The sequence below is a fragment of the Staphylococcus sp. Mo2-1 genome, assembly GCF_046721385.1.
In the GTDB taxonomy this organism is placed as follows: Bacteria; Bacillota; Bacilli; order Staphylococcales; family Staphylococcaceae; genus Staphylococcus; species Staphylococcus equorum_A.
The window spans coordinates 502,942-526,820 of record NZ_JBEUUK010000001.1 but is presented as its reverse complement, the minus strand read 5'-3'; the positions used below and the strand labels follow the sequence as shown (position 1 = coordinate 526,820).

At 33.0% G+C, this 23,879-nt stretch carries 19 protein-coding genes, 2 tRNA genes, 5 pseudogenes and 1 riboswitch; of the genes and pseudogenes, 9 read left to right on the top strand and 17 right to left on the bottom strand.

The window, feature by feature from the left end; genetic code table 11:
* Nucleotides 1–3: 3 nt before the first annotated feature.
* Both arsB and ABLV95_RS02645 read right to left on the bottom strand, forming a co-directional pair.
* The gene (arsB, locus tag ABLV95_RS02650) at nucleotides 4–1,296 is read right to left on the bottom strand and encodes an arsenite efflux transporter membrane subunit ArsB (RefSeq protein WP_460876308.1); all 1,293 of its coding nucleotides are present in this window, start codon (nucleotides 1,294–1,296) and stop codon (nucleotides 4–6) included.
* Nucleotides 1,296–1,610, bottom strand: coding sequence for an ArsR/SmtB family transcription factor (locus tag ABLV95_RS02645; RefSeq protein ID WP_427705053.1), 315 nt, complete (start codon nucleotides 1,608–1,610; stop codon nucleotides 1,296–1,298). The genes arsB and ABLV95_RS02645 overlap by 1 nt, the downstream gene beginning before the upstream one ends.
* A 156-nt stretch (nucleotides 1,611–1,766) precedes the next feature.
* On the opposite strand from ABLV95_RS02645, the gene ABLV95_RS02640 reads away from it, so the two are divergent.
* The 3 genes and pseudogenes from ABLV95_RS02640 (at nucleotide 1,767) to ABLV95_RS02630 (ending at nucleotide 3,208) form a co-directional block, all read left to right on the top strand.
* Nucleotides 1,767–2,087 carry an ArsR/SmtB family transcription factor gene (locus tag ABLV95_RS02640; protein WP_285322905.1) on the top strand — a complete coding sequence of 107 codons (321 nt, stop codon included), beginning with the start codon at nucleotides 1,767–1,769 and terminating at the stop codon, nucleotides 2,085–2,087.
* An 89-nt stretch (nucleotides 2,088–2,176) separates the two neighbouring features.
* Nucleotides 2,177–3,061 carry a permease gene (locus ABLV95_RS02635; protein WP_427705056.1) on the top strand — a complete coding sequence of 295 codons (885 nt, stop codon included), beginning with the start codon at nucleotides 2,177–2,179 and terminating at the stop codon, nucleotides 3,059–3,061.
* 13 nt (nucleotides 3,062–3,074) lie between these two features.
* Nucleotides 3,075–3,208, top strand: a pseudogene (locus ABLV95_RS02630) (alcohol dehydrogenase).
* Between the two features lie 203 nt (nucleotides 3,209–3,411).
* Here ABLV95_RS02630 and ABLV95_RS02625 read toward each other — a convergent pair.
* The 3 genes from ABLV95_RS02625 to ABLV95_RS02615 all read right to left on the bottom strand — a co-directional run bounded on the left by ABLV95_RS02625 (nucleotide 3,412) and on the right by ABLV95_RS02615 (nucleotide 4,295).
* Nucleotides 3,412–3,500, bottom strand: a tRNA-Ser gene (locus ABLV95_RS02625).
* Nucleotides 3,501–3,502: 2 nt separating this feature from the next.
* Nucleotides 3,503–3,577 (bottom strand) — tRNA-Asn (locus tag ABLV95_RS02620).
* Between the two features lie 154 nt (nucleotides 3,578–3,731).
* On the bottom strand, nucleotides 3,732–4,295 hold the full coding sequence (locus ABLV95_RS02615; RefSeq protein ID WP_460876305.1) for a competence protein ComK: 564 nt from the start codon (nucleotides 4,293–4,295) through the stop codon (nucleotides 3,732–3,734).
* A gap of 252 nt (nucleotides 4,296–4,547) precedes the next feature.
* Here ABLV95_RS02615 and ABLV95_RS02610 point away from each other — a divergent pair, with 252 nt between their 5' ends.
* Complete coding sequence (locus tag ABLV95_RS02610) at nucleotides 4,548–4,766, top strand: IDEAL domain-containing protein (protein ID WP_069818212.1); 219 nt, start codon at nucleotides 4,548–4,550, stop codon at nucleotides 4,764–4,766.
* 99 nt (nucleotides 4,767–4,865) lie between these two features.
* On the opposite strand, the gene ABLV95_RS02605 is transcribed toward ABLV95_RS02610, so the two are convergent.
* Nucleotides 4,866–5,855 carry a lipoate--protein ligase gene (locus ABLV95_RS02605; protein ID WP_285322898.1) on the bottom strand — a complete coding sequence of 330 codons (990 nt, stop codon included), beginning with the start codon at nucleotides 5,853–5,855 and terminating at the stop codon, nucleotides 4,866–4,868.
* A gap of 200 nt (nucleotides 5,856–6,055) precedes the next feature.
* Between ABLV95_RS02605 and ABLV95_RS02600 the strand changes: the two genes are divergently transcribed.
* Both ABLV95_RS02600 and ABLV95_RS02595 read left to right on the top strand, forming a co-directional pair.
* The gene (locus ABLV95_RS02600) at nucleotides 6,056–6,241 is read left to right on the top strand and encodes a YkvS family protein (RefSeq protein ID WP_002508073.1); all 186 of its coding nucleotides are present in this window, start codon (nucleotides 6,056–6,058) and stop codon (nucleotides 6,239–6,241) included.
* A gap of 6 nt (nucleotides 6,242–6,247) precedes the next feature.
* The gene (locus ABLV95_RS02595; protein WP_460876303.1) at nucleotides 6,248–6,850 is read left to right on the top strand and encodes a type II CAAX prenyl endopeptidase Rce1 family protein; all 603 of its coding nucleotides are present in this window, start codon (nucleotides 6,248–6,250) and stop codon (nucleotides 6,848–6,850) included.
* Between the two features lie 236 nt (nucleotides 6,851–7,086).
* Here ABLV95_RS02595 and ABLV95_RS02590 read toward each other — a convergent pair whose 3' ends face one another.
* The 7 genes and pseudogenes from ABLV95_RS02590 to ABLV95_RS02560 all read right to left on the bottom strand — a co-directional run bounded on the left by ABLV95_RS02590 (nucleotide 7,087) and on the right by ABLV95_RS02560 (nucleotide 16,683).
* Nucleotides 7,087–8,595, bottom strand: coding sequence for a bifunctional metallophosphatase/5'-nucleotidase (locus tag ABLV95_RS02590; RefSeq protein WP_460876301.1), 1,509 nt, complete (start codon nucleotides 8,593–8,595; stop codon nucleotides 7,087–7,089).
* Between the two features lie 171 nt (nucleotides 8,596–8,766).
* Entirely contained in the window at nucleotides 8,767–10,125 is a 1,359-nt protein-coding gene (locus ABLV95_RS02585) for a TrkH family potassium uptake protein (RefSeq protein ID WP_460876299.1), read from the bottom strand.
* 18 nt (nucleotides 10,126–10,143) lie between these two features.
* Nucleotides 10,144–11,952, bottom strand: a complete 1,809-nt coding sequence (locus tag ABLV95_RS02580) for a trypsin-like peptidase domain-containing protein (RefSeq protein WP_460876296.1) — start codon at nucleotides 11,950–11,952, stop codon at nucleotides 10,144–10,146.
* 284 nt (nucleotides 11,953–12,236) lie between these two features.
* Nucleotides 12,237–13,040: a TerC family protein gene (locus ABLV95_RS02575; RefSeq protein ID WP_460876293.1), complete on the bottom strand. Its 804-nt coding sequence runs from the start codon at nucleotides 13,038–13,040 to the stop codon at nucleotides 12,237–12,239.
* A gap of 129 nt (nucleotides 13,041–13,169) precedes the next feature.
* Nucleotides 13,170–13,346, bottom strand: a riboswitch (yybP-ykoY riboswitch).
* Nucleotides 13,347–13,392: 46 nt separating this feature from the next.
* Nucleotides 13,393–14,957, bottom strand: a pseudogene (locus ABLV95_RS02570) (peptide chain release factor 3).
* Between the two features lie 12 nt (nucleotides 14,958–14,969).
* Complete coding sequence (locus tag ABLV95_RS02565) at nucleotides 14,970–15,218, bottom strand: YueH family protein (protein ID WP_427708345.1); 249 nt, start codon at nucleotides 15,216–15,218, stop codon at nucleotides 14,970–14,972.
* Nucleotides 15,199–16,683 carry a UDP-N-acetylmuramoyl-L-alanyl-D-glutamate--L-lysine ligase gene (locus ABLV95_RS02560; protein WP_427707062.1) on the bottom strand — a complete coding sequence of 495 codons (1,485 nt, stop codon included), beginning with the start codon at nucleotides 16,681–16,683 and terminating at the stop codon, nucleotides 15,199–15,201. The genes ABLV95_RS02565 and ABLV95_RS02560 overlap by 20 nt, the downstream gene beginning before the upstream one ends.
* Nucleotides 16,684–17,113: 430 nt before the next feature.
* Here ABLV95_RS02560 and ABLV95_RS02555 point away from each other — a divergent pair, with 430 nt between their 5' ends.
* The 3 genes and pseudogenes from ABLV95_RS02555 to ABLV95_RS02545 all read left to right on the top strand — a co-directional run.
* A complete protein-coding gene (locus ABLV95_RS02555; RefSeq protein ID WP_069818204.1) occupies nucleotides 17,114–18,289 on the top strand; it encodes a diglucosyl diacylglycerol synthase in 1,176 nt (391 codons plus the stop codon).
* Complete coding sequence (ltaA, locus tag ABLV95_RS02550) at nucleotides 18,267–19,469, top strand: lipoteichoic acid biosynthesis MFS flippase LtaA (protein ID WP_427705066.1); 1,203 nt, start codon at nucleotides 18,267–18,269, stop codon at nucleotides 19,467–19,469. Before ABLV95_RS02555 ends, ltaA begins: the two co-directional genes overlap by 23 nt.
* Before the next feature lie 434 nt (nucleotides 19,470–19,903).
* A pseudogene (locus ABLV95_RS02545) lies at nucleotides 19,904–20,320 on the top strand (transposase); the annotation flags it as partial.
* On the opposite strand, the gene ABLV95_RS02540 reads toward ABLV95_RS02545, so the two are convergent.
* The 4 genes and pseudogenes from ABLV95_RS02540 to ABLV95_RS02525 form a co-directional block, all read right to left on the bottom strand.
* Entirely contained in the window at nucleotides 20,260–20,478 is a 219-nt protein-coding gene (locus ABLV95_RS02540; RefSeq protein ID WP_427707079.1) for a hypothetical protein, read from the bottom strand. The pseudogene ABLV95_RS02545 and the gene ABLV95_RS02540 overlap by 61 nt on opposite strands.
* A 266-nt stretch (nucleotides 20,479–20,744) precedes the next feature.
* Complete coding sequence (locus tag ABLV95_RS02535) at nucleotides 20,745–21,254, bottom strand: YjcG family protein (protein WP_460872508.1); 510 nt, start codon at nucleotides 21,252–21,254, stop codon at nucleotides 20,745–20,747.
* Between the two features lie 85 nt (nucleotides 21,255–21,339).
* Nucleotides 21,340–22,085, bottom strand: a pseudogene (locus ABLV95_RS02530) (esterase family protein).
* Between the two features lie 96 nt (nucleotides 22,086–22,181).
* Nucleotides 22,182–23,754, bottom strand: a pseudogene (locus ABLV95_RS02525) (alanine/glycine:cation symporter family protein).
* Nucleotides 23,755–23,879: the final 125 nt, after the last annotated feature.

Below are 23,879 nucleotides of genomic sequence, written 5' to 3'. Positions count from 1 at the left end.
TTTTTAGAAAATAATTAGTGTTAAATATAAACCTAATAGGGTTACAAATAAAACAGGGATTGTGATAATAATTCCTGTTTTGAAATATACACCCCAAGATATTTTCACTCCTTTTTGAGTTAACACGTGTAACCAAAGAAGTGTGGCTAAAGAGCCGATTGGTGTTATTTTAGGTCCTAAATCAGATCCAATAATGTTGGCATAAATCATGCCTTCTTTTAATAATCCTGTGGCACTCGATTGACCAATTGCTATTGCATCTATTAATACAGTTGGCATGTTGTTCATAATGGATGAAAGAAATGCAGCTATAAAGCCCATGCCCATGATACTACTAAACAAACCGTAACTTGAAACATTTGTTAGTACATCTCCAAGTAAAGTCGTAATGCCGACATTCTTCAAACCAAAAACGACGAGATACATACCAATGGAGAATAAAACAATATTCCATGGCGCACCTTTAATTACTTGTTTCGTATGTACCGCTTTAGATTTACGCGCTAATAATACAAATATTAAAGCAATGATACCGACTATAATAGATACTGGAATATTTATAAACTCGCTTATTAAATAACCAACGAGTAAGAAAGCAAGTACGATCCACGAGATGTTAAAAAGTTTTTTATCTTTAATCGCTTCTCTTGGTTCTCTGATATTTACTTCGTTAAATTTGCCAGGAATAGATTTTCTAAAATACAACCATAAAACAAGAATGCTTGCAATTAACGAGAATAAATTAGGTATGATCATTTTACTGAAATATTCAATAAAACCTATATCGAAATAATCCGCAGAAACTATATTAACTAAATTACTAACAATAAGTGGTAATGAGGTTGTATCTGCAATAAAACCACTAGCAATGATAAATGGAAATATTGCTTTTTTATCAAAGCCTAAATTACGTACCATTGCTAATACAATAGGTGTAAGTATTAAAGCCGCACCATCATTTGCGAAGAAGGTCGCTACAACTGAACCCAAGAGCATGATAAAGATAAACATCTTCAAGCCATTACCCTTTGATGCTCTAACCATATGTATAGCAGACCACTCAAAGAACCCAATTTCATCTAATATGAGTGAAATTAGAATAACAGCAACAAACGTTAAGGTCGCATTCCAAACGATTCCAGTAACTTCCAGTACATCTGAAAAGCTCACAACGCCGGTGATTATAGCAACTACAGCACCTATTAATGCAGTAATACCAATATCTAAACCTTTAGGCTGCCAAATAACAAAAATTAACGTTAATACAAAGATTGTGATTGCTAATATCGTCATCATTAACACTCACCTGACTTCATATCTTTACAAACACATAATTCATTTGTAGTATTTATTAGATTTAAACTTTGATTAATTTGTTCAAATACATCGTGGTTAAGCTGATACATGCGCTTATTCCCCTTTTTTCGTGTAGTAATTAACTCACACTCTACTAACGATTTCATATGATGACTTAACGTTGGCTGAGAAAATTGAAAATGTTCCAATACATCACATGCACATAACTCACCACAAGAAAGTAAATCCAAAATTTCTAACCTACTAGGGTCAGATAAAACTTTTAATACGATCGATATTTCTTTATATGACACGTTTATCTCCCCTCTCACAAGTACATAGAATATCATCTATATAGATGGTTGTCTATATGATATTAATAATGTTATAAATTGAAATTTGAAATAATCGTCATGATATATTATAATTAATACATCAAAAAAAATTGATTAATTAGAAAGGTGTAACTTATGAACATTATAAAAAATACGAATCATTTAAATGAAGATGACAAATTAACCTATTATGAAAATATGTTCAACGCACTCGCTGACAAAAACCGCTTAAAAATACTTAATCAAATTAGTCAGAGCCCTAATAAATCACTATGTGTATGTGACTTAGAAGCGCTATTAGATTTAAAACAATCTAAACTTTCTTATCATTTAAAAAAATTAGTCGATGCACAGATTTTAATTCTTGAAAAGCACGGTACATGGAACTACTACAAAATCAACGAAGCACAAATCCAAGTCGTATTAACTGAAGATACTTGCTGTAACATATTGTAGTTTTCACCTTATTTCACATTGTATTAATCAACTTTTTTTGATTAATACATCAATAAAAGTTGATTAATATATTTAGAGGAGCTTCACTAATGACAGAGTTAATCTTTGAATTCATCAAAACATTTTTAATGTTATTTTTTGAATTGTTATCACTATTTATAATTGTAAGTTTTATCGTAAGTTTAATTCAACAACTCGTTTCGGAAGATAAAATACGAAGACTGTTGAGCAAACCTAACAAAGCAACAAACTATGTATTGGGTATGGCTTTTGGAGCTATTACACCGTTTTGTTCTTGTTCCACTATTCCTATTCTTGCCGGATTATTAAACTCAAAAGTTCCATTTGGTCCGGCTATGAGTTTCTTAATCGCTTCCCCACTCATGAATCCACTCATGATATTTATGCTTTGGCTTCTATTAGGTTGGAAAGTTGCTGTTGTTTATTTTATTGTCTTAGCATTTTTCAGTATTTTAACAGGTCTTGTATTTTCAAAAATGAATCTGGCAGAGAGTTATAAAGGCGTTACTGTTAAAGGCGATGGTTTCTTCTCAAATAAATCGGGATCTCGTGTTAAGCAAGCGTTAAATGATGCTTGGGCTTTCCTATATCCAATGTTGCCTTATTTAATTATTGGTGTATTTATAGGAGCATTTATTTATGGATTTATTCCTGAAGCATTTATAACTCAATATGCAAGTGGCGATGGTATTATCTCAGTTGTTATTGCTTCTGTTATTGGTATTCCAATGTATATCAGACCAGAAACAATGCTGCCTATAGCTGAAGCATTAGTATCTAAAGGCATGTCATTAGGTACGGTGGTGGCGTTAATTATAGGTGGTGCGGGCGCAAGTATTCCTGAAGTCATATTGTTATCCAAATTATTTAAAAAGAAATTTGTAATATCTTTTATTATAGCAATTTTAGGCGTAGCAATTGCTACTGGTCTAATTGTTAACTTAATTATTTAAGGAGGTGTAGTAATTGGGTATCAAAGATGCATTAAAAAAATTAAAACCACAAGAACAATCATGTTGTTCAGTAGAAATTGAAGAACATACGGATAAAAAAGAAGAAAATAACGAAAAAAAGAAGAAGACAATAAAAATTGTTGCTAGTTTTCTCAAGTTTTAAAAATTAAAAAAACGTACACCCAAGGAATCTTCCATAAAATCAGAAGATTCCTTGGGTTACATATATCTATTACTCACTTTAATATTATTAAATAATAATTTATGGATTTACAAATTTTAAAGTTTCAAAACAAAAAATACCGAAATCCTGTTAAGGACTTCGGTATTAAAAATCTTGTTTTTATTAACGGAAACGGAGAGATTCGAACTCTCGCGCCGCTTGCGCGACCTACACCCTTAGCGGGGGCGCCTCTTCAGCCAACTTGAGTACGTTTCCAATGGCTCCACAGGTAGGACTCGAACCTACGACCGATCGGTTAACAGCCGATAGCTCTACCACTGAGCTACTGTGGAATAATTGATATCTCAATCAAGCACAAATACTATTATATCAACTACAGAGAAATTTTCAAGTACCTTTAGCAAAAAAATATGCGGAATATTTACACTAAATTAATATAATATTCCACATATGACATTTTTACATTTATATTTCAGAAATGTTTTGCTATTTATTTTCAAATAGAGAATATTTTGCTAATGCTTCATAAATATTTAATTGTGGTTTCGTATAGTCTATAGGAGATTCAGGATCAAAAGTAGCCACCCTAGTCGCTCTATCCATCATATAGTAATAATATATGCCATTTAAGTATTGATGATGCATACTGTGCGCTGAAATATTAACAACTATAGTTTGGTTATCGACAAATGTGACTTTACATTTTTTATCTTTTAAAGCTCTTATCGTTTGTACATAATGAATATTAATCCAAGTGTTTTCTTCTTTTCGGTCTGAATGTGTAGGAAAAAAGTAAGTAGGAAATAATGGAGTGAATAAAATTGGGGGTTTACTATTAATGCCAGTAATTCTCATTGTGTCTTCTTTTTTAAATACATAACTACTACCATAAAATCTACATGAACGATCTATAATTTTATGTGTCCGTTCCTTTACGATATCACGCTCCTCTTTGTACTTTAATACACAAGTACCTTCATTTAGTCCTATAGATAAATTACATGGTTGAAGAACCATATCACCTTTTTTAATAATGTATTGTTGAATCATAGCTGACGCCTCCTTAAAACTTATGGTGATACTCAAATAATATAACACAAAGATTTTAAAATCAACTTATATAATAAAATATTTTATAAGTTTCCTACAATTGATTTTCAGTTATTATACTTTTGCATTTTCTTATTTTTTGAAAAGTTGCAAATTACACTTATATTTTCGGAAAAGTCTGACTATTTATTGATTTCAAAAATAAAAGGCTGTATACTATATGTAAATATAGATAGAGGGGCTGTGTTGAAAATGAAAAACAATACAAATGTTAAATACAATTCATTAGAATCTTTTGTATCAACGATTAATGATTTAGGTATTGAGTTAATCATTGATGAGTCGTTAAGAAATGTCCGTAAACAGCAGTTAGAACACCTCATTGACCACGCACTTAAGAATAAAAACGAGCAGGATTTCAAACGATATACTGAAGAATACAGAAACCTGGAGGAATTTCTCGTTGGATAATTTAATAGATTGTTATTTAAAATAAGGTCTATTCCCTACTTACACCAATAAGTTAGAGAATAGACCTTTTTGAGTTTTATGCTTATTAATAACACTTACTTATGACATTAATCTAATGAGTTCATGGCGGTCGATATCGCCAAAATAATGATAAATATCGTAGTTTGAAAATGCTTCTTCAATACTATCAAATTCGTGTAACGTACCTTCTAATGCTTTTTCAAGTTCTGTAATATCACCTTCACCAAAGAAATCTCCAAAAATTCTTGCATGCTCAATACGACCTTGTTTAACATCTAATTTAATTTGAACGAAGCCTTTTTCAAACTTCTCTTCTCTTTCAAAGTTATATTTTGGATTTCTACCATAATTCCAATCCCAAGTACGATATTTCTCGTTACTCAATTTTTCAATATTTTTCCAATCTTCATCTGTGAGTTGATACGTTTCGACTTGATTTGCTTCTCCAAAAATAGTTTTTAAGATAATTTCTTTAAAGTCATCAATATCAATAGGTTCTTCAAGAAATTCTGAAATATTTGCGACTCTACTACGTACAGATTTAATTCCTTTAGATTTAATTTTTGCAGGATTTACTTTTAATGCATTCTGAACTTCGCTCAATTCACTATTTAACATTAATGTCCCATGGCTAAACATACGCTCTTTCACTTTTACCATAGCATTACCTGAAATTTTAGCTTTACCTACTTGAATATCATTTCTACCAGTCATTTCAGCATCAACACCCAACGATTTTAATGCTTCAACAATTGGTTCAGTGAATTTTTTGAAATTATGGAAACTGTTACCATCATCATCTGTTATGAAACTGAAGTTTAAATTACCTTCATCATGGTAAACAGCACCCCCACCTGAGATACGTCTCACAACATCAATATTATGTGCATCAATATATGGTTTGTTAACTTCTTCAATCGTATTTTGGTTTTTACCAATTATAATAGACGGTCTATTCACATAAAATAGAAAATAGCTGTCGTCTTTCGGCATATTTTTTAAAACATATTCTTCCATTGCTAAATTTAATGTTGGATCTGTAATATCATTATTATTAATAAACTTCATCTATTGCACTCCTTTTCCCTATAAATATACCCTTATCTTATTTATGCTATATTTCCTCTAAAAATGCCAATCATTTACTTTAAATATGATAAAAAGTTTCAAAATCGGCTTATATCACACAATTTAATGGTTATTTGTTTATTTGTCCTAATTTTTTTTGTATAATACTATCTAGTTAGCATTTCTAGGGAGGACTAAAAATGACTGTTGCAGAAGTTGGAAATATAGTAGAATTTTATGATGGTTTAAAAGGCCGTGTAGAAAAAATTAATGATAATTCAGTAATTGTTGACTTAACAATTATGGAAAATTTCAATGATTTAGACTTGCCTGAAAAAACCGTTATTAATCATAAGCGATATACAATCGTTGAACAAGAAGGATAGTAAAAAATGCATAGAATTTCAAAGGCTTTAATCTGGTTTCTTTTAAGCTTTATTGTATTCCACATCATCCTCTTCATTATGTGGGGAGAAAAACAAGAGTATTGGTATTTATATACTGGCATTATGCTTATAGTCGGTATTAGTTATATCTTTTATCAAAGAGATATAGAATCTAAGAGATTACTTACTTCTCTAGGTGTTGGAATTATTACTGGTATCGTATTAATTATTATTCAGCTGATTATTGCGACAATTTCTTCGGATATAAAATATCTTGAATTAATTAAAGAATTAACACGAACTGGCGTATATTTTAAATGGCAAATGTTAATAACATTAGTCTTTGTTATACCTTGTCATGAACTCTATATGAGAACAGTTTTACAAAAAGAATTGATTAAATTAAACATACCAAGTTGGCTTAGTATTATAATTACGGCGCTTTGCTCGGCTTCATTATTCTACTATCTAGATAATTTATGGATTGTTTTCTTCATCTTTATCGTACAAATTGCACTCTCAATAAGCTACTTTTATACGCGTAGAATTGCTACCACTGTAATAGCACAAATCGTTGCAGTAGTAATTCTATTAATATTCCATGCTTAACTTATTGTGGAACTTTATACGTTCTATTAAAAATTAAAAACTGGAAGATGCTCATTAAAACAATGGTCATCTTCCAGTTTTTTTGTATTATATGAAATAAATATATTAGCAGAGTAAGCATTTTCAATAATTTCAACACTAAGCCATACAAACGCTAGCCGAACAATACAGGCTGAGACTGATGCCTGCCTTATACTAGCGCGTACGAAGTCGTATTTATATTACAATCTTTCAAACTATGTTATTACATTAAAGCTTTGTTTTTGATTTATCTTATACTGCTCATTTTTCAAATTCCTAGATATTAATTCTACCATTGTTATTTCGCCAGTTTCATGAATAACTGCATTTTCTAAATACTGTCTATAATTTCTATAACAATAATCTGTCATACTTACACGATACATATGATTCAGTCTAATGTTTTTTAAATTAACACGGTTAAATGGTGCAACATTCATATCAATAGTGTAATCCACGCCTTGCCAAAACGTACATAATGTTTCATCAATAATCGTTAAACTGAGTTCACCCTGGCTAAATTCTATATGTGAATAACCATATTCTAGAATATCTTTAATCTGCTGTCCTTTTATAGTTAAATCGACTGGCACGTCAGGATGTGGGTACGCTTTATATAATGCTTCATTGGTTACTGTTGCCTCTAAGCCCTCTTCTCCACTGGTAGGTAGATGTACACATGAAATATCATAATCAAACTCTGAGCGAATACCGTCGTGTAAAAGTTGTGTGAAAGGATGAGGTTTTGTAATAACATCTCCTAAACCATTTACTTGAGCAGAAACAGGTGTAACATTTAAAACTTCTTTGCCCCAATGTTCAACAGTTTTTCTATCATAAAATGTTAAGTTTAATAAATCCTCATCTTCCTTATACTTATTTAAATCAACAATTTGTGACTCCACATCGTCTAACTCATAAGAGGTAGTTCTTTGCTTAAAGTTAATTTTCACATGAACTAATTGTTCCGCATTTTGACCTGCTTGCACATACAATGTTTGATCATCTCTACCAATAAAGGTTTGATGTTGATGACCAGTAATCAGTAAATCAATCACACCTAGCGATTGCATAATTTTTTCCGCTTCATTCACGTTTTGCTCGCGTTCATTTGCGGATTTATTAAGTTGGTTTATACCACCATGATATATGACTATGAGAAAATCCGGCATTTCAGTTTCATGAATAAAACGAATCCACCTTTTAGAAGCCACTAAAGTTTTATCAATTTGCAGCTCATTCTCCATTTCAAAGTGTTCGCGGTTCATCAATCCGTCCGAAGTCAACCCAACAATAGCTATCTTGACGCCTTCTATCTCTTTTATCGTATATGGTGTAGAAAAATAAGGTTCTCGTGTACGCTTATATTCAATATTCGCTGATAGCCATGGAAACCTAGATAAAGAGACTGCTCTTGAAAAGAAGGATAAACCGAATTTAAATTCATTAGGACTGATACCACTTGCATCATATTGCATAGCATTCATCAACTTTATCATAGGGTGACGCTTATACGGCGCAACAACAGCATAATAAAATGCAGCCAATGAGCCTGCCAAACTACCGCCACTATCTAACAAAATCACATGTTCATTTTCTTTTCGTTTCGTTTTAACGTAAGTACCTGCTCTATATATATTAGAACCATGATCCCCGTTTAGAAAATGACTGTGCATATCTGAAGTTGTGATAACATCTATTGTAATTCTCTCGCTTTTTTTCATATGCCTCTCCCCTCATTTACCTAAGTTTAACATGTTTCTAAATACCCATGATAGCAAAAGGAAATATTACATTCTAAGAATTTTAATAATTAAAAACCCCTCTCTTGCACTATCGTTACAAGAAGGGGTTAACTTTATATTTAATCATCATACAATTATCAAAATGGAGTTTTAGCCAATTTGAATGCGTTCTTTCGGATAATGGTATTTGTCTGGCTCTCTACGGCCACCAATCATAATAATGAAACTAATAAGCCCTACACGACCAATAAACATCAGTATCATCAATACGACCTTACTCATCCCGCTTATATCATCAGTAACGCCTAACGATAGTCCACATGTTCCAAACGCTGACATCACCTCGAAAAATGCTTGTAGAAATGATAGTTTGCCATTTTCAACTACAAGTATCGTAATCGTACCCGCAAATGTAAGGATTCCCGCCATTGTAAAAACAGCAAATGAGCGTTGTACATCTGTCGTATGAATTTCACGATTAAATGCTTTAATCGAAGTTTTTTCATTATTATTGCTAAAGTTCAATAAGAATAAAATTAAGATTGCGAAAGTAGTCGTTCTGATACCACCGCCTACTGAACTCGGAGAAGAACCAATAAACATTAAGATACTCATAATTACATTCGTACCTTCTCCAAAATCACTTACATCAATAGTTTGTAACCCAACACTTCTCGTTGTTGCAGATTGGAATAGCGCATAAAATAACGATTTATGCCATGTCATATTTTGAAAAGCATGATTATGTTCAAATAATAAAATAATTATTGCGCCAAATACAAACAATACTAAGTAAGTCATTGTTGTAATTTTTGCAAATAATGAAAATCTAAAATTAGGAATTCTATTTTTAATATATGCTTTAACTTCAATTAATACTGGAAAGCCTATAGATCCTAAAATGATTAAAAACATAACTATAGTTTGAACAAAATAATCATTGGCATAAGGAATTAACGATTGTCCTGTAATGTCTAAACCGCCATTTGTCGTTGCGGATACAGCTACAAACATGCCCTGCATAATTGCATATTGCAAATCTGGATTATCTCTATAAAAATAAAATGCTAATAATGAGGCACCAACAAGTTCTATAATTAAAATTGTACGCACAATATCTAGAATCAGTTTAACTGTACCGCTCATAGTATCTTTATTATTATCAAGCATAATAAGCTGACGTTCACGCATACCAATATGTTTTCCTAAAAACACCCATAGCATTGTACCTATGGCCATGACACCAATACCACCGATATTTAGAATAATCATAATTATGATTTGTCCAAAAGTAGTATACGTTTCGACGATATTAACAGGTGATAAACCAGTCACACTCACGCCTGAAACTGCTACAAACAAGGAATCAATCGGGTCAACATTAACCCCAGATTTATGAACAAATGGTAAATTAAGCAATAAAAATGCTACGATAATTGCAACAATATAATACATCACTATCCCTTGTTGAGGGCTTGATTTTTTTAACAATTGATTGAAAATGGACAACGTTTATTCACCTCAACGCTACTTCAATTTAATCTTGATATCCTTAAGCTTACCGTCTCTGTATATTTTAGTCGGTAATGTATCCAAATCATCTTTATGTTTAAAAATAATTTGTCTATATCTTAGATTATCTTCTAATTCTTTACCATCTAATTCTACTATGACATCATTTTTTTGCAACCCAGATTTTTCACCTGTTGAGTTTTCTTTAACATCACCAATTAATACACCTGATTTCACATCTTCAGGTAGTTGTAATGATTGACGTGTTTCATCATCGATATCGGCAACATTCATGATACGAATACCTGTATTAGGATATTTGACTTCACCCTTAGCTTCAAGTTCTTTTGCTATTGATTCAGCTTGATTTACTGGAATTGCAAATGCAATACCTTCTACATTATCCATATCGATCTTCAACGATGCAATACCTATTAATTTACCATCTCTATTAATCACGCCGCCACCTGAGTTACCAGGGTTTACCGGCGCATCGATTTGAAATGCATCCATTAACACATCATATTGTTCATCTTTATCAATATCTACAGGTATATGACGATTAAGACCTGAGACGATACCTTCTGAAACGCTACCTTTAAAATCAACACCCAATGGATTCCCTACAACGATAATCGGTTCCCCTAATACTAAAGTGCTTGAATCACCCATTTTGATTGGTTTAACGTCGCTCCCAGACTTAACTTTGGCTTTAACTACTGCAATATCAGAGTATTTGTCTGTGCCAATGACTTTTCCTATTGAGTAGTCTCCATTGCCATATGTAATCTTCTGTTCTTTCTTGTCTCCTACTACATGCGCATTTGTCATGATAAAAATAGAGTCGCCTACTTTTTTGTAGACGACACCTGAACCTAGCTCATTTTCTTTACCTGCTTCTTGTGTCTCTTTCTCTGCAGAAGAACCTTTGTTGCTTGTATCATTCTCAACCGTTACTACTGATTTTGTAGCACTATTTGCGCTCTTCATCGTTGTTGTATATGACTTTTCTTTATCATTATTACTTTGGAAAATACTATCTTTATCATTACCGTTTTGATCAACGTTAGTAAATATTGCGTTCATCAAAGTTAATAATACTATAACTGCAATAACGATAAGTACTTTCGGCCAATGTTCCTTAAAGAAATATTTAACTTTATCAACACCACTTAATTGTCCATTTTGATTGGCGTGACTTGGTTCTTGTTGTTGAGTTGCATGCTTATTACGTTCTGTTGTTTGCTCTTTTTCCTGTTCTTTTGCATCTGCATCTGCATTTTGATTTGAATTTACATCTTCATCTTCAACGTATGCTTCAACTCGCGATTGTTGTGCTTCTTCTGAATAAAAATTATCTTCTTCATCAATTGTTGACGACTGATCGTTTGATAATGTGCTCTGGTCAGTAACCACAGTATCATTTTCTTTATTGTCTCGACGATAATCAGTATCTTGCTCAGACTTACTTTGAGAATGATAATTAGCATTTTGCTTCTGTGGGTAGCTTGAAGACTGTTCGATATCTGATGCCTGTTTATCACTTGATGTATCTATATCTTCTTTAGAACCACTTTGTTTAGCCATCAAAGCCTGTTGTTGCTGTATCTCTTCTTGTGTTAGCTTTTCGATACGTGCTTTTCTTAAATTTTCTTTCACACGTTCCTCATTATTTTTGGCTAATTTTTGCGCTTTTTCTTCACGCTGTTCTCTGGCCTCATGCTCTAAATGTACACGTTGTTCACGTTCTTCATTATGAAAAAACTCACGTCGTTTACGTCCGTATTTTTCTTTAGGAATGACGTGTTTTTTATTTTGAGTCACCTTAATTCCCCCTAATCTTACATAAATCTTCACACTCTATTATGACATATCATAATAGATAATTCTTCTTTATTTTGTTTTATAAAAATAGATACATTCTGATTATAATCACTTTCTTACAAAATTTCTAACTTTAAATGATATTATCAAATTTTTTGACATATCCTTGCTCAATTTTAGTAAACGACACTATTAAAATTCCAAGAAAATACCTTATTGTCTCCACATATTTTTCCATAAAAAAACTGGAAAAACTCTATGAGCTTTTCCAGTTACATTAATATTTACTTTTGTTTTTCTTTTTTCTTGTTATTTCTTAATGAAGTTAACCAACCAATAACTACTAATAATATCATGACAGTCCAGAAAATAGATTGCCATAACGTACTATGTGGGAAGTGTTCAGGTAAAACAGCGATTTTTTCATGTGCGAGCACCATAACCACCAATTTAATTCCTACCCAACCAACAATAGCAAAAGCGCCGCCTTCTAAACCTGGGTATTTGTTTAATAAATTTACAAACCATGTTGCAGCGAAACGCATAATTACAACTCCCAACATACCACCTATGAACATAACAGCAAACTGACCTAAGTCCATGCCGCCGAAGTGGATGCCAACTGCAGGTAATGTCACTGCAATTGCAAGAGCGACAAGCATTGAATCAATAGCAAATGCGATATCTGCGAATTCAACTTTTAATACAGTGCCCCAAAACGCTTTAGGACTTGCGTGAATCTCTCCACCATCTTCATCAAAGTGGTGGTCATCTCCAGCTTCTTGTTCTTCTTTGTCTTTATTTTTAAAGAAGGATATTAAATTGCTAATGGACATGTATAGTAGGTATAGCGCACCAAGTGCTTGTATCCACCAAAGATTTGCGATAATACTGATTAAGAATAAAGAAATAAAACGGAATACTAATGCACCTAACAAACCATAAAACAAAGCTTTTTTACGTTGCTCAGGCGGTAAATGTTTAACCATAACTGCCATAACTACGGCATTATCTGCAGCCAATAGTCCTTCTAAAAATACTAGAACAACGAGCACCCATAAATAAGGTAAAATCATACTTGGATCCATATAGGACAACTCCTTAATTTTTTAAACATAAAAATAGAGACCTAAGCTAAGTTAGTGTATTGCCGCTATTTAATTTAGTTCACTTAGTTTTTTACACTAAAGAACAAATCGATCGCGTTATTCACTATTAGCAAAGGTCTCACTCGACAGTTTGTATCTGCCCATTTTACCGGAAGCAATTAAGCTTCGTAATGACGATAAAATGACTATGTTAAAAAGATATATAAAGTATTTTCCTTAAGCATATAAATGCATGCTTCATATATCTTTTTAATAACAGTTGAGTTACTCCCCTCTGACTACAAAGTCATAGGTATTCTATTAATATCGTTATTATACACAAATTATAGTTTTATAACAAACCATATAATTTAATTTCTGGAAACTTCTCTTCAAACCATCTTGTTGCAAATTCATTATCAAATAAAAATACATAATTTTCATAAATATCTTTAACTAAAATTGAACGCGATGTACTCATCTTATCTTTAACTTCTTCTTCATTTTCTATCCAACGTGCAATTTTCGGACCGACTGCCTCCATGACAACATCGACGTTGTATTCATTTTTCAAGCGATGTTCGAACACTTCAAATTGTAACTGCCCTACTGCCCCAATAAGAATTTGGTTTGTGTGTAGTGCTTTATAATATTGAATCGCACCTTCTTGAACTAATTGTTCAATACCTTTATGGAAGTGCTTTTGTTTCATAACGTTTTTAGCTGAAACTTTCATAAATAGTTCTGGTGTAAATTGTGGCAGTTCTTGGAAACTAAATTTTTGATTACCGCCGACTAACGTGTCACCAATTTGGTAATTACCAGTATCATACAAACCAATGATATCTCCAGCTACCGCATGGTTTACTGTTTCTTTATCATCAGCCATAAATGATGTTGAACGTGTGATTTTTTGTTTTTTCTTCGTACGTTGTAATGTAACGTCCATGCCACGTTCAAATGCACCACTCACTACACGCATAAAGGCAATACGGTCTCTATGTTTAGGGTCCATGTTCGCTTGGATTTTGAAAATAAATCCTGAAAAATCTAAATCATAAGGTTTTACTTCAACTTCCTCTTTTGTTTGACGACTATGCGGCATTGGTGCATGATCCACATAAGCGTTTAAGAAGTTTTGAACTCCAAAATTAGCTAATGCCGAACCGAAAAATACGGGCGTTAATTCACCATTTAATAATGCTTCATTATCAAAGTCTTCTCCCGCTTCTTCTACTAGCATCAATTCCTCAATAGCTTGAGAAAACGCGCTATCATTTTTCATCTTGTGATCTTCTTCTAATTCAAAATCATCATTTAAGTGCAGTGTATTTTCTTCATCTCTAAAAGGTTCAATTGTATGTGAATCGCGATCAATAATACCAAAGAAATTTTGTCCCATTCCTATCGGCCAATTCATTGGATATGTTTCAATTTCTAAAGTAGATTCAATTTCATCTAATAATTCAAAAGGTTCTTTACCAACACGGTCAAGTTTATTAATAAAGGTAAAGATTGGAATACCTCTCATTTTACACACTTTGAAAAGTTTTAGTGTTTGTGGCTCAATTCCTTTTGCACAGTCAATTACCATAACAGCACTATCTACTGCTAAAAGTGTTCTATATGTGTCTTCTGAAAAATCTTCGTGTCCTGGTGTATCTAAAATGTTGATTTTATAGTGATCATAATCAAACTGCATCACTGAACTTGTAACTGAAATACCACGTTCTTGCTCAACTTTCATCCAGTCACTTGTTGCAAACTTCCCACTTTTTTTACCTTTAACAGTTCCTCGCTTCTCTAATCGCACCACCAAATAATAATAACTTTTCAGTTAATGTGGTTTTACCGAGCATCAGGATGAGAAATAATTGCAAAGGTTTTTCTAGATTCTACTTCTTCCTTTATACTCATTTTTAATCTCCTTTAATCCTCAAGTATCAATCTGACAATGTCTGTAGCAACCTTAGTTGCTGTAGACTCATCAAGTAACGTAAACAAGTGTATCACAAGTTCATCATTGATATCATCTTCATTTAATGTTGTATCTATTTCTAATGACCAATTTAATTCTGGGAGCGCAATTAAATAAATTTCCGCTTTCGTATCTTCATAAATATATAAATTTGAATGCACATCATTACAATTTATATTGCTAATCTTCAACGGACCCACCACCAAATTTTTTATATGCCGCTTCTAAACCAATTAAATCATCTCTATGAGGTACTTTTACATGGCCAGGCATAATTTGATACGGTTCCCTACCTTTCGAAGCTAACACTACGGTATCTCCAGGCTCGGCGATATCAATCGCATGGCGTATTCCTTCTGCACGATCCTCAAATTCGATGTAATTATGATGTGTCGCACCTTGTGCCAGTGCTTGTGTTAACACTTTAGGATCATCGTTAGCTGGATTATCTGGTGTGAAAATCACATAATCTGCACGGCATGCAATGCGTCCCATTTCAGGCGCTTTGCCCATATCTCTTTCTCCTGCCAAACCACATAAGAAAATTAATTTTTGTGAAGTAAAGGGCTGAACCGCATCGATTAATTTATCCATACCATCTGCTGTATGTGCATAATCAATAATCAAATCAATTGGTAGCGCTGGGTCTAATACTTCAAGTCTGCCTTCCACTGGTTCTAAGCTTTCAACTGCTTTTACAATTTCACTTAGCTTAACACCCTTACTCCAAACAGCAATCATTGCGGCCATAATATTAGAAACATTAAAGCGTCCAACATAAGGTGATTTCACATAAAAATTACCCTCTGGTGTTACGAAATTAAAAGTCACACCTTGTAATGATTCATTTATATCTTCAGCCATAAATTGTGCTTTATTATTAATGCCGTAAGTAAACGCTTCAAACGGTGATACTGATGCAAGATATTCAGAAAATTCATCATCTTGATTTAACACAACAAATTTTTCTTGAGACAAATCTTGGCCAAGTTGACTAAATAATAGTGATTTTGCATGTCCATATGCTTCCATTGTACCGTGAAAATCCAAATGATCTTGTGTTAAATTTGAAAAAATTGCCACATCGAAGTTAACACCGCTTAAACGCCCCAATGACAAACCATGGCTTGAAACTTCTAAAGTCATAGCCTCTGCTTTCTTTTCAACAGCCTCATTGATTTTTTTAGTTAAAGCTACAGTTTCTGGTGTAGTATTAGAGCCTTTTGATTTATCTTCATTAATCTGAAAACCATTTGTGCCTAAGTAAGCACTGCCTTTACCTAATTTTCTATAGATATGGTGTATCATTGTAGCGATTGATGTCTTGCCATTTGTTCCCGTGACACCATAAGTTACAAGTTGTTTGCTTGGATAATTAAATAACTGATTTGCTAATAGACTTGCCGCGCGTAAAGTATCAGGTACTATGATTTGTGTCACGTTACCGTCTAATGCTTGCACCTGACTTACAACGACGATTTGGCAGCCTTGGTTTACTACGTCTTGACAGAATTTGTGACTATCAACGGTATAACCTTTTGATGCTACAAAAACGCTGCCTTGTTGTGCAGTACGAGAATCAGTTGTGATATCTGTTACATCTCTCTCTAACGTACCGACAACCTGTTTTACTCTAATTTTTTCAAATAACAAATTTGCATCCAACATTTATCGCTCCTTTATTTCCAATACTTCTATTATACACATTTTTCTTTGATTTTATAGAATCTAATATCTAGATTTTAATAATTTCTTCCTATTATATGTGTGTTTTTATAATATGAAAATTACATGATTTTTTTGAGTTTAAATTAGCTTTAAATTGCTTTGTTAATTTTATGTAACACGTTTGTTAATATTTTTTATATATTCGCTTAATTTTTGCTTTTCAAGCATACATTATATTAAGCGTGGTAATGTATTAATATACAATGACTTAATTTTCTGCATACACATTTCTGAATTCAGTATGAATCATTTCATATCAGTATGTAAAATGATATAATCTTTTGTAATTATGTTTTTTCTTTCGCATGTCAAGAAAATGCGTTAAACTTAGCATGAGCTAAATTTATACTATTGGAGGGTGGCTTAAATGGTTACTCAAAACAAAAAAATACTAATCCTTACTGGATCCTTTGGTAATGGTCATTTACAGGTTACTCAAAGTGTAGTGAACCAGTTTAACGAAATGAATCTAGACAATTTAACAGTTATTGAACATGATTTGTTTTTAGAAGCTCACCCAATACTGACTTCTATATGTAAAAAGTGGTACATTAACAGTTTTAAATATTTCAGGAATATGTACAAAGCATTTTACTATAGTCGTCCCGACCAATTAGACAAATGTTTCTATAAATACTATGGACTTAATAAATTAATAAATTTACTGTTAAAGGAAAAGCCTGATTTAATCTTACTTACTTTCCCAACACCAGTAATGTCTGTTCTGACAGAACAATTTGACATGAACATTCCAATTGCAACTGTAATGACAGATTATAGAATGCAAAAGAATTGGATAACTCCCCATTCTCAAAGATATTATCTAGCTACTGAAGATTTAAAAGAGGAGTTTGCTAGCATAGGTATTCCTAAATCGCATTTAAAAGTTACTGGAATCCCTATTGCAGATAAATTTGAAGAGGATATTGATAAAACATCGTGGCTTCGTCAAAATCACTTAAACCCTGACAAACCAACTATACTCATGTCTGCAGGTGCCTTCGGGGTATCAAAAGGCTTTGATCAAATGATACAAGAGATATTAAATCGAAGTCCACACTCTCAAGTCGTAATGATTTGTGGTAAAAATAAAGAATTGAAACGTACGTTATCTGCGCAATTTAAAAATTACGACAACGTGCTCATCGTAGGTTATACTAAGCATATGAATGAATGGATGGCTTCAAGCCAATTAATGATTACTAAACCAGGCGGCATCACAATATCCGAAGCCTTGACACGTCAGACCCCAATGATTTTCTTAAATCCTGCTCCAGGTCAAGAATTAGAGAATGCAAATTACTTTGAAGAAAAAGGATTTGGTTTGATTGCCGACACACCTGAAGAAGCAATACAGCAAGTTGCAACATTAACAAATACACCATCAAAAATAGCAGAAATGACTCAGTCTATGAATGAATCTCGAATTCCATATTCAACTTACAAGTTGTGTAATGACTTGTTAAATTTACTAGATCATTCATCTCGCTATGAAGAAGTTTACGGAAAGGTTCCTTTATATGCAAAGCTCTTCGTTAAATAAAGACAATTATCATTCAAATAAAAACTTTATAATCTTGTTAGTAATTTTGTTCTTAATGGAATTTGCCCGAGGTATGTATATATTAAGTTACTTAGCATTACTTCCAACAGCAACCTCAATTGCGGTAGGTGTCACATCTATCGCTATTTCTGCTCATTTTATAGCTGATGCAACAACCAACTTCGTGATTGGTTTTTTACTTAAACGATTAGGCACAAAACTCGTACTCACATTAGGTTTCCTACTTGCATTCGGTAGCTTATTCTTAGTCATTTGGTTCCCGACTTCTCCGATTGTTCTAATTATCAGTGCAGTACTACTCGGTATAGCAGTTAGTCCTATTTGGGTCATTATGCTTGCAAGTGTTGATGAAAAAAATCGTGGCAAACAAATGGGTTATGTTTATTTTTCATGGCTCCTCGGTTTACTTGTCGGCATGGTTGGCATGAACCTTATCTTCAAGTTCCACCCGACGAAATTTGCGTTTATGATGTCATTGGTTGTACTTATTGCTTGGATTTTGTATTACTTCGTGAAGATAAGACTGACGAATTATAATACGCGACCAGTCAAGCAACAATTAGGCCAAATCGTAGACGTTTCAAAACGTCATTTGATTTTATTCCCAGGTATTTTGTTACAAGGCGCTTCAATCACGGCATTAGTACCTATCCTACCTACATATGCAACGAAAGTTGTCGGAGTATCTACTGTAGAATATACTATGGCGCTTGTCTTTGGGGGTGTTGGTTGTGCGATCTCGATGCTCTTCTTATCAAAAATCATTGATAGACATGGCACATTATTTATGTACAGCGTCATTTTTGGTGGTTTTCTACTATATACGATAATGATATTTGCTTTATCACTGATTACAGATATTACACTTGTATGGATATTGGCAATCTTTATTGGTCTGATGTATGGTATATTACTACCCGCATGGAACACATTTATGGCAAGCCATATACATATAGATGAGCAAGAAGAAACTTGGGGCGTATTTAACAGTGTACAAGGTTTTGGTTCAATGATTGGCCCACTTGTCGGTGGTTTAATTACTCAATTCACAGCTTCTGTAAATAATACATTTTATTTCTCAGCACTATTATTCTTATTCTTAGCTATATTCTATGGTTTGTATTTTATTAAAAAAAGAAAATATTATCTAAACTCATAATATTTTCAATGAGATTATAGCCACAAAATAGGGAGCCTGGGACATAAATATCCTATTCTCAAATTAAAACAGCAATCTATTAGTTTCTAATGGATTGCTGTTTTTCTATGTTAAAATCTCCGATTTTGAAAGCGCATGCTTGCCTGGGGTATGGGAGTGGGACAGAAATCTAATTTTTCTAATAAGATTTCGTCGTCCCACCCCGCCAAAGATGACTAGAAGTGAAACAAGCTTAATATTATGCGCGTTTTCACTTCAGTCATCTACTGCCAATATAGCAATAGAGTTGAGATATTATTTGTTTTACAAACTCATACTATTCCCCTAGGCGTCAGCGCTTTACAAAATCGGAACAATTATATAAATTTATACAAAAAAATAAGCCACTTCGTATAATAAAGCTACTCTAACATAATTTTAAAACGAGGTGTCTTATGTATAAAAATTATAATATGACTCAGCTAACACTACCAATGGAAACTGAAATTTTGATTCCTAACAATGATATCGCACACGCAGTTAATCAAATTGTTGAAACAATTCCAGAAACAGAATTCTACGAATTCAATCACTTAAATGGTGCATCCTCTTATCACCCTAAAATGATGTTGAAAATAATTCTTTATGCTTATACACAATCCATATTTTCTGGACGATGAATTGAAGCCGCACTTTCAGATAGTATTCGTATGATGTGGTTATCTCAAAATCAAAAACCATCATATAGAACAATCAATCGTTTTAGAGTACATCCAATCATGGATAAATTATTAAAGTCCCTATTTGTTAATTATAGAACCCAACTTATAGAACAAAAACTCATTGATAATGAGTCCATATTTATTGATGGTCTTCCATTATCAAGACAATATTTGTCTTCGACAAGTTCATAAATGAAATTTAAATCCAATATATTATCTACTCTACGTAATAAGTGATTACTAGGAACTAATTCCAATATTGAAATCATTTCATATTGATCTCTCTTATCGATTGATTTATCCAACATTACAAACACCACCACTGTTTAATTTAAATATATTATATTATTTTTGTTTAAAAAATGGCAGTAATTTGTGCCGACTCCGCGGGGAAAGCACTAGCCGAAGACTACAGGCTGAGGCTGTGCCCGCGGAAAACGTGCACAAAAAAGCGCCAACAAAGTCGGAGACTTTGTCGACACTCTGTAAGGAGTCACTAACAACTTGTTAGTGACTCCTTTTTTAATTCCATTTTTTATCGTAAGCAACCATAGATGCTACTAATGGGCATTGTTTAAGCTAAGTTAAAGTTATCTAATACTTTCCATTTTTCATCTTTCTCATCGTAATAAACTAAAGAAAGTTGTTCAATTGTTTCTTTATAATCAATACCCGCTAATTTCAATTGTCCATAAATATCTTCGAACTCTTGGCTTGTTAGTCCTTGCGCAATTGTGAAATGTGGTACAAATGAATGATCTGGCACGCCATGGAAATCACCATTGTTAAATTTGTAGAATAATTTTTCTAAAGTTTCAGTTTTTTCAACTTTAAAATAAATGACATTGGTAATCGGCGCGAAGTTCGATGCTTTTGTTGCATGAACATCAACGGTTGGTATACCCTCAAGTCTAGATTTAATTGTCTCTTTGACAGATTCTAAATCGCTATCGTTTATTTTAAATTGCCCCTTAATCGTGATATGCGGCATAATTGACGCATAATGAGCATCATAACGCTTACGATATGCATTCACTTCATCTTGAAACGCTTTTGACGGAATTAATGCTAATCCTAAAATCATTTAAATTCCTCCTTTGTTTAACATAATTACATTATATCAAATTTCTGAAAAATTCGTTACTTTAAACTAAATTTTATTCAGATTATTAAAATGAAATATTATCTGACAAAAAATACTTTAGCAAATCATCGAGTAAATGCTTCCATGATTTCCATCTATGGCCGCCTTCAAACTCTATGTAATGGTGCGTGAAGTTATTTGCTTCAATAATCGATTTCAGTTCACGGTTAGGCGTTAGAAAATCTGCACGCTTACCATTTGTTGGTAACTCAAAGTCTGCTTCTTCTAAACCAACCGCATGCCATATTGTTAACTGTTCTTGAAATTGACATCGTTCAATTAAAGTTTGAATCACTTCATCATGTTGTGGACTTAATAAACCAACTTGACTAAAAATTCTTGGATACGATAAAGCTGTCATTAAAGCTACGCTTCCGCCTAAACTATCTCCAAGTACTATACGCGCATTACCTACTTTATATGTAGGAAACGTTCGATCAATAAAAGGTAAAATTTCGTTCGCTACTGCTTTAACTGTTAAATGTGTACGCGCACCTTGTGGATGAAATTCTGCACGTCGTTTATCAACGTCTTCATAATGAAAGCCAACAAAGATTGCTTTTTCAATTTCATTCGCTTCACGTAGACTTTCATAACTTCTATGAATTCTTCCAAAACTAAAAAATCTAAACCATCAAAACAAAATACAACTTTATACTTAAATAATTCTGAAAAATCTTTTGGTAAATAAATAGATAATGTGACATCTCGTTCTAATAATTCGCTAGGAAAACTAATTTTATTAATTCTTCCTGGTTGAAAATCATACATAAATAATGCGCCCCCTAGTAGTCTTAATGACATTGTACCAAGAGACGCATTATTTTAAAATATTTCAACTTAATTTTTTATAAAATGAATACTGAGTTATTCCTCAAACTTTTCTTCTTTTAGTCGTTTAGGATAATCTTTATGCCAAAAGACAGCATTAGGCAACTTCTTAGGATCTGGTTTATAAATTGCTTTTTTACCTGATCCAAGGTCTTTCTTCTGTTTCTCATAATCTTTCAACGCGTTAATTGCAGGCTTATGCAATATCCAAATTGCAATGATATTTAGCCAAGCCATCATACCTACACCTAAATCACCCATCATCCATGCTACATCAGCAGTTTTCACTGCCCCATACACTGTAGCCGCAATGAGAACAATTCTAGTGATATTAATATAAACAAAAGTCATTTTTTTCGAACTTTTTCTAGTTAAATACGTAATATTGGTTTCAGCAATATAGTAATATGCCAATATTGTTGTAAAGGCAAAGAAGAATAGTGCAATCGCAATGAAGTATGACCCTATTCCTGAGAATGCAAGATCGAATTGATAACCACTTCCTTGGAATGCTTTATCAATACCAGCTTGCGCGTACATTGCTGTACCAGAATAATCTTTATCTCCATTCGACATCTCTACAAAAATACCACTATCTTTAATTAAACTGCCTTTACCATCTGACATGTCAGCATTACCAGTGACATTATATGTACCTGAAAGTAAAATGATTAAACCTGTTGCCGTACACACAAAAAGTGTATCAATATATACTGAGAATGATTGTACTAACCCTTGTTTAGCTGGATGAGATACTTCTGCTCGCAGACGCAGCATGTGGTCCCGTCCCTTGACCTGCTTCATTGGAATATAGACCTCTTTTAACACCAATTTCAATCATTGCCCCAACGATCCCACCAAATGCTGCTTCAAACCCAAATGCAGATTTGAATATTAAAGCAAATAGCGCTGGAACTTGTTCAATATTAATAAATATAATAACAACTGCCATTAAAATATATAAAATTGCCATAAACGGAACAACTGCAGTCGCAGCGTTTGCAATCCATTTAATACCACCGAATATAATTAAAGCAATTATTACTGCCAAAAATGTTGCGACTATCCAAGGTTCAAAACTGAACGCATTTTTCATTGAACTAGAAATTGCATTGGATTGAACACCTGGTAATAATAAACCTACTGAAATTACTGTTACTACAGCAAAGATTAAACCATAAATTTTACCGAGTTTACCTTTGATACCATATTCGATATAGAATGCTGGTCCACCTCGATACTGCCCCTTTTCTTCCCTTTTATAAATCTGACCGAGTGTAGATTCAATAAATGCACTACCGACTCCTAAAAACGCTGATGCCCACATCCAAAATATCGCACCAGGACCACCAATGAATATGGCAGTCGACACACCTACAATATTACCAGTACCTACACGACCTGCTAATGATAGTGCAATCGCTTGGAAACTGGATATACCTGTGGGTGATTTCTCCCCTTGAAACATTAGACGTATCATTTCTTTAAAATGTCTAACTTGGAAAAAGCGCATCATAAATGAAAATAATACCCCTGTAAGTAACAAACCATAGACTAAAGGCTTGCTCCATACAATATCATACAACCACGTAAGTAAACTCTCTAACATAACGTATCCCCCTTGTTGTACCATTATGTATAATGATATTTTTTATCATTATACACATATAAAATATTCCGCGCAACGCATTTCATAAGTTATCTTTTTCACAATTTATATATTTCTAATTGCGA